Origin of the sequence: uncultured Sphingorhabdus sp., assembly GCF_937872355.1 — a bacterium.
Lineage (GTDB): Bacteria > Pseudomonadota > Alphaproteobacteria > Sphingomonadales > Sphingomonadaceae > Sphingorhabdus_B.
In genome coordinates this window covers 1-3,661 of record NZ_CALMSV010000271.1, presented here as the reverse complement: position 1 = coordinate 3,661, position 3,661 = coordinate 1, and the positions used below count along the sequence as shown (strand labels likewise).

The following is a 3,661-nucleotide window of genomic DNA, read 5'->3' as shown; positions in this document are numbered from 1 at the left end:
CCAATAGGCCATGGCCGCGTTTGCGACCGACAACTTCTCCGACAACGGCTCCGGCGATGGTTTTCAACAGGGGCATGTGGATAACTCCTTTTTCCACAGGGTGGTGTGGATAATCACACCATGTCCTCTGCCCTGACATGGGCATCGAAGGTCGCCTCGTCAACCAGCCCGAGCGCCAGCGCGGATTGTTTCAGCGTCATTCCGTTCTGGTGGGCGTGCTTGGCGATTTTCGCTGCATTGTCGTAGCCGATTATCGGCGCAAGCGCGGTGACGAGCATCAGTGATCTGTCGACCAGTTCGGCAATGCGTTCGCGATTGGGCTGCAGCCCTTCGACACAGTTTTTGGCGAAGGTTTCCATGCCGATCGACAGCAGTTCGATCGAACGCAGCACATTGGCGCCAATCAGCGGCTTGAAGACATTGAGCTCCAGATGCCCCTGCATTCCGCCAACGGTCACCGCCTGATGGTTGCCGATCACCTGCGCCGCGACCATCGTCAGCATTTCGCACTGGGTGGGGTTCACCTTGCCCGGCATGATCGAACTGCCCGGTTCGTTCTCGGGCAGCGAGAGTTCGCCTAGGCCAGAGCGCGGGCCAGAGCCGAGCAGGCGGATATCGTTGGCGATTTTGGTTAGAGATACGGCCAAGGTGTTAAGCACACCGGAAAACTCGACGAGGGCATCGTTGGCGGCCAAAGCTTCGAACTTGTTGTAGGCCGCGTCGAATTTTATGCCGGTCAGGTTGCTGATCTCGCTCGCAAAGTCCTCGTCAAATCCAGTTGGTGCATTAAGCCCTGTGCCTACGGCAGTTCCGCCCTGTGCAAGGTCATGTAGGCCAATCAGGCCGGTGGTAATCCGGACCGAAGCCTTCGCCAGTTGGGTGTCATAGCCCGAAAATTCCTGTCCCAAGGTCAATGGTGTCGCATCTTGCATATGGGTACGGCCAATCTTGACCAGTCCACGCCATGCCTGAGCCTTGTCGGCAATCGCGTTATGCAAGCGGTGCAAAGCGGGTGTTAGGCGATCACGAACAGCGAGAACCGTCGCGACATGCAAAGCCGTAGGAAAGCTGTCGTTGGACGACTGGCTCATATTGACATGATCGTTCGGGTGCACCGGCGATTTTCCGCCACGGGCACCCGTCAGCATTTCGTTGGCGCGCCCGGCAATCACCTCGTTCACATTCATGTTGGATTGTGTGCCGCTGCCCGTTTGCCAGATGGTCAGCGGGAATTGGTCGTCATGCTTGCCCGCAACAACCTCTGCCGCCGCTGCTTCGACGGCGTCGGCCAGTTTGGCATCAAGTCCATGCTTGCGGTTCACCCGCGCCGCAGCCTGTTTCACTAATGCCAGGGCGTGAACGATCGCCAACGGCATCCGCTCCTGCGGCGGGAAGGGGAAGTTGCTAATGCTGCGCTGCGTCTGCGCGCCCCAATAGGCCTCGGCGGGGACGTCTATGGGGCCGAAGCTGTCGGTTTCGCTGCGGGTGGCCGTCATCCTGAAATCCACTTGCTCAAAAATCCGGCGAAATTTGCCGTACCGAAAGCGTAGAAGTTGGAGCTGTGCAGGACAAGCGTTGGTCAAGCCAACGGAGAATTTTCGGGTTACTTTTTGCGCCCGAAGTCCACCGTCACGACGTTCGAGCCATCCTCCTGCTCGATGCTCGGCCCGTCATTCTCGGCCTGCTCGTGCGGCTCGGGGCCGGATTCGGCGTCGACTTGGAATTGCAGCGCGAAATCGACCGCCGGATCGACAAAGGCGGTGATCGCCGAAAAGGGAATGTGGAGGTGCGCCGGAACCTGGCTGAATGACAGGCCGACTTCGAAATAATCCTCGCCCACTTTCAGGTCCCAATATTTGTGCTGCATCACAATGGTCATTTCATCGGGAAAACGCTCCATCAGATGCACCGGGATGGCTACACCTGCCGCGCGGGTCTTGAAAGTGATGTAGAAATGATGGTCGCCGGGAAGGCCGCTGACCATGACTTCGCCGAGCACGCGACCCACCACCGCGCGCAAGGCCTCTTGCACGATATCGTCATAGGGAATCAGGCTGTCAGGGGCGTCGTCGCTCATGCGCGCCTTGGTGGACTGACCGCGCGTTGAAATCAAGATGAACTTTAGCCGCGAATAGGCGCACAGGCTTGCACTTGGCTATTATCGGCCTATAGCGCACAGCCATGCGCACCGCCTCGATCAACCGGAACACCAAGGAAACCGAAATTGCGGTCGAGGTGAATCTCGACGGTACCGGGCAATATGAAATATCCACCGGCATCGGCTTTCTCGACCATATGATCGAGCAATTCTCACGCCATTCGATGATCGACATCCAATGCCGTATCAAGGGCGACCTGCATGTCGACCAGCACCACACCGCAGAAGACAGCGCGATCGCTATCGGGCAAGCGATCCTGAAGGCGCTGGGCGATAAGGGCGGGATCATGCGCTATGGCAGCGCCTATTCGCCGATGGATGAAACGTTGAGCCGCGTTGCGCTCGATATTTCGGGACGGCCCTATTTCGTCTGGAAAGCGGGCTTCACGCAGGAACGCCTCGGCGAGATGGATACCGAGTTGTTTGAGCACTGGTTCCACTCGATTGCCGATGCCGTCGGCCTGACGCTGCATATCGAATTGCTATACGGCAAGAACAACCACCATATCGCCGAGAGCATCTATAAGGGCTTTGCCCGCGCGATGCGTCAGGCGGTCGAGATCGACCCGCGCAAGGGCGGGGCGATTCCCTCTACCAAGGGGATATTAGGTGGCTGAGCGCATCGCGCTGATCGATTATGGCGCGGGCAATCTCCAATCGGTTCGAAACGCGCTGAAGGCTGCGGGAGCGGCAGATATCGCTGTGACCGCAGACCCTGAAGTTGTTGCCCGGGCAGAACGTATCGTTCTTCCGGGCGTTGGTGCCTTTGCGCATTGCATGGAAGGCGTGTCGGGCATCGACGGGATGATCGAGACGCTGGAGCAACGCGTTTTGCGCGATGCCGTGCCGTTCCTTGGCATTTGCGTCGGTATGCAGTTGCTCGCTGATGAGGGCGTAGAACATGGCACAACCAAGGGGCTGGGCTGGATCGGCGGCACTGTGCGCGCCATTGAACCCGCCCCGGGATTGAAGGTGCCGCATATGGGCTGGAACGATGTGGTCGTGCAAGGCGGGCATCTGGTTGTTGAAACCGGGGTTGCCTATTTCCTCCACGGCTATCATTTCGATGCCGCCGATCCGGTGCATGTGCTGGCGACCACCGACCATGGCGGCCCGCGCGTGGCTGCTGTGGCCAAGGACAACATCCTCGGAGTGCAATTCCACCCTGAGAAAAGCCAGTCTTATGGAATAGCCACGCTCGCTAGATTTCTGGAGTGGAACCCATGATCGTTTTTCCAGCCATTGACCTTAAGGGTGGCCAAGTCGTTCGCCTCGCCGAGGGAGATATGGATCGTGCGACGGTTTATGCCGACGCTCCGGCGGCGCAGGCGCTGCTTTTTGCCGAGGCGGGAGCAGAGCATCTGCATGTCGTCGATCTCGACGGGGCCTTTGCAGGCAAACCGGAGAATGCCGAGGCGGTCGAATATATCATCGAGAATTTCCCCGGCTATGTGCAGCTGGGCGGTGGGAACCGAAACCGCGAGACCGGGGAGCGCTGGTTCG

The 3,661-nt window shown here is 58.8% G+C and carries 5 protein-coding genes; 3 read left to right on the top strand and 2 right to left on the bottom strand.

Annotated elements, in window-relative coordinates:
- Positions 1–113: 113 nt before the first annotated feature.
- The gene (gene fumC / locus Q0239_RS17310; protein ID WP_298605175.1) at positions 114–1,496 is read right to left on the bottom strand and encodes a class II fumarate hydratase; all 1,383 of its coding nucleotides are present in this window, start codon (positions 1,494–1,496) and stop codon (positions 114–116) included.
- A gap of 107 nt (positions 1,497–1,603) precedes the next feature.
- The gene (locus Q0239_RS17305) at positions 1,604–2,077 is read right to left on the bottom strand and encodes an SspB family protein (protein WP_298605173.1); all 474 of its coding nucleotides are present in this window, start codon (positions 2,075–2,077) and stop codon (positions 1,604–1,606) included.
- A 104-nt stretch (positions 2,078–2,181) separates the two neighbouring features.
- Here Q0239_RS17305 and hisB point away from each other — a divergent pair, with 104 nt between their 5' ends.
- The 3 genes from hisB to Q0239_RS17290 form a co-directional block, all read left to right on the top strand.
- A complete protein-coding gene (gene hisB / locus Q0239_RS17300) occupies positions 2,182–2,775 on the top strand; it encodes an imidazoleglycerol-phosphate dehydratase HisB (protein WP_298605171.1) in 594 nt (197 codons plus the stop codon).
- A complete protein-coding gene (hisH, locus tag Q0239_RS17295) occupies positions 2,768–3,385 on the top strand; it encodes an imidazole glycerol phosphate synthase subunit HisH (RefSeq protein ID WP_298605169.1) in 618 nt (205 codons plus the stop codon). The genes hisB and hisH overlap by 8 nt, the downstream gene beginning before the upstream one ends.
- On the top strand, positions 3,382–3,661 hold a 280-nt coding region (locus tag Q0239_RS17290), incomplete at its 3' end, for a HisA/HisF-related TIM barrel protein (RefSeq protein ID WP_298605167.1). The genes hisH and Q0239_RS17290, both read left to right, overlap by 4 nt.

Bases quoted from the DNA above. Each gene is read 5' to 3' on its own strand.
- Q0239_RS17305 (WP_298605173.1), bottom strand. From the start codon at position 2,077: ATGAGCGACGACGCCCCTGACAGCCTGATTCCCTATGACGATATCGTG.
- fumC (WP_298605175.1), bottom strand. From the start codon at position 1,496: ATGACGGCCACCCGCAGCGAAACCGACAGCTTCGGCCCCATAGACGTC.
- hisB (WP_298605171.1), top strand. From the start codon at position 2,182: ATGCGCACCGCCTCGATCAACCGGAACACCAAGGAAACCGAAATTGCG.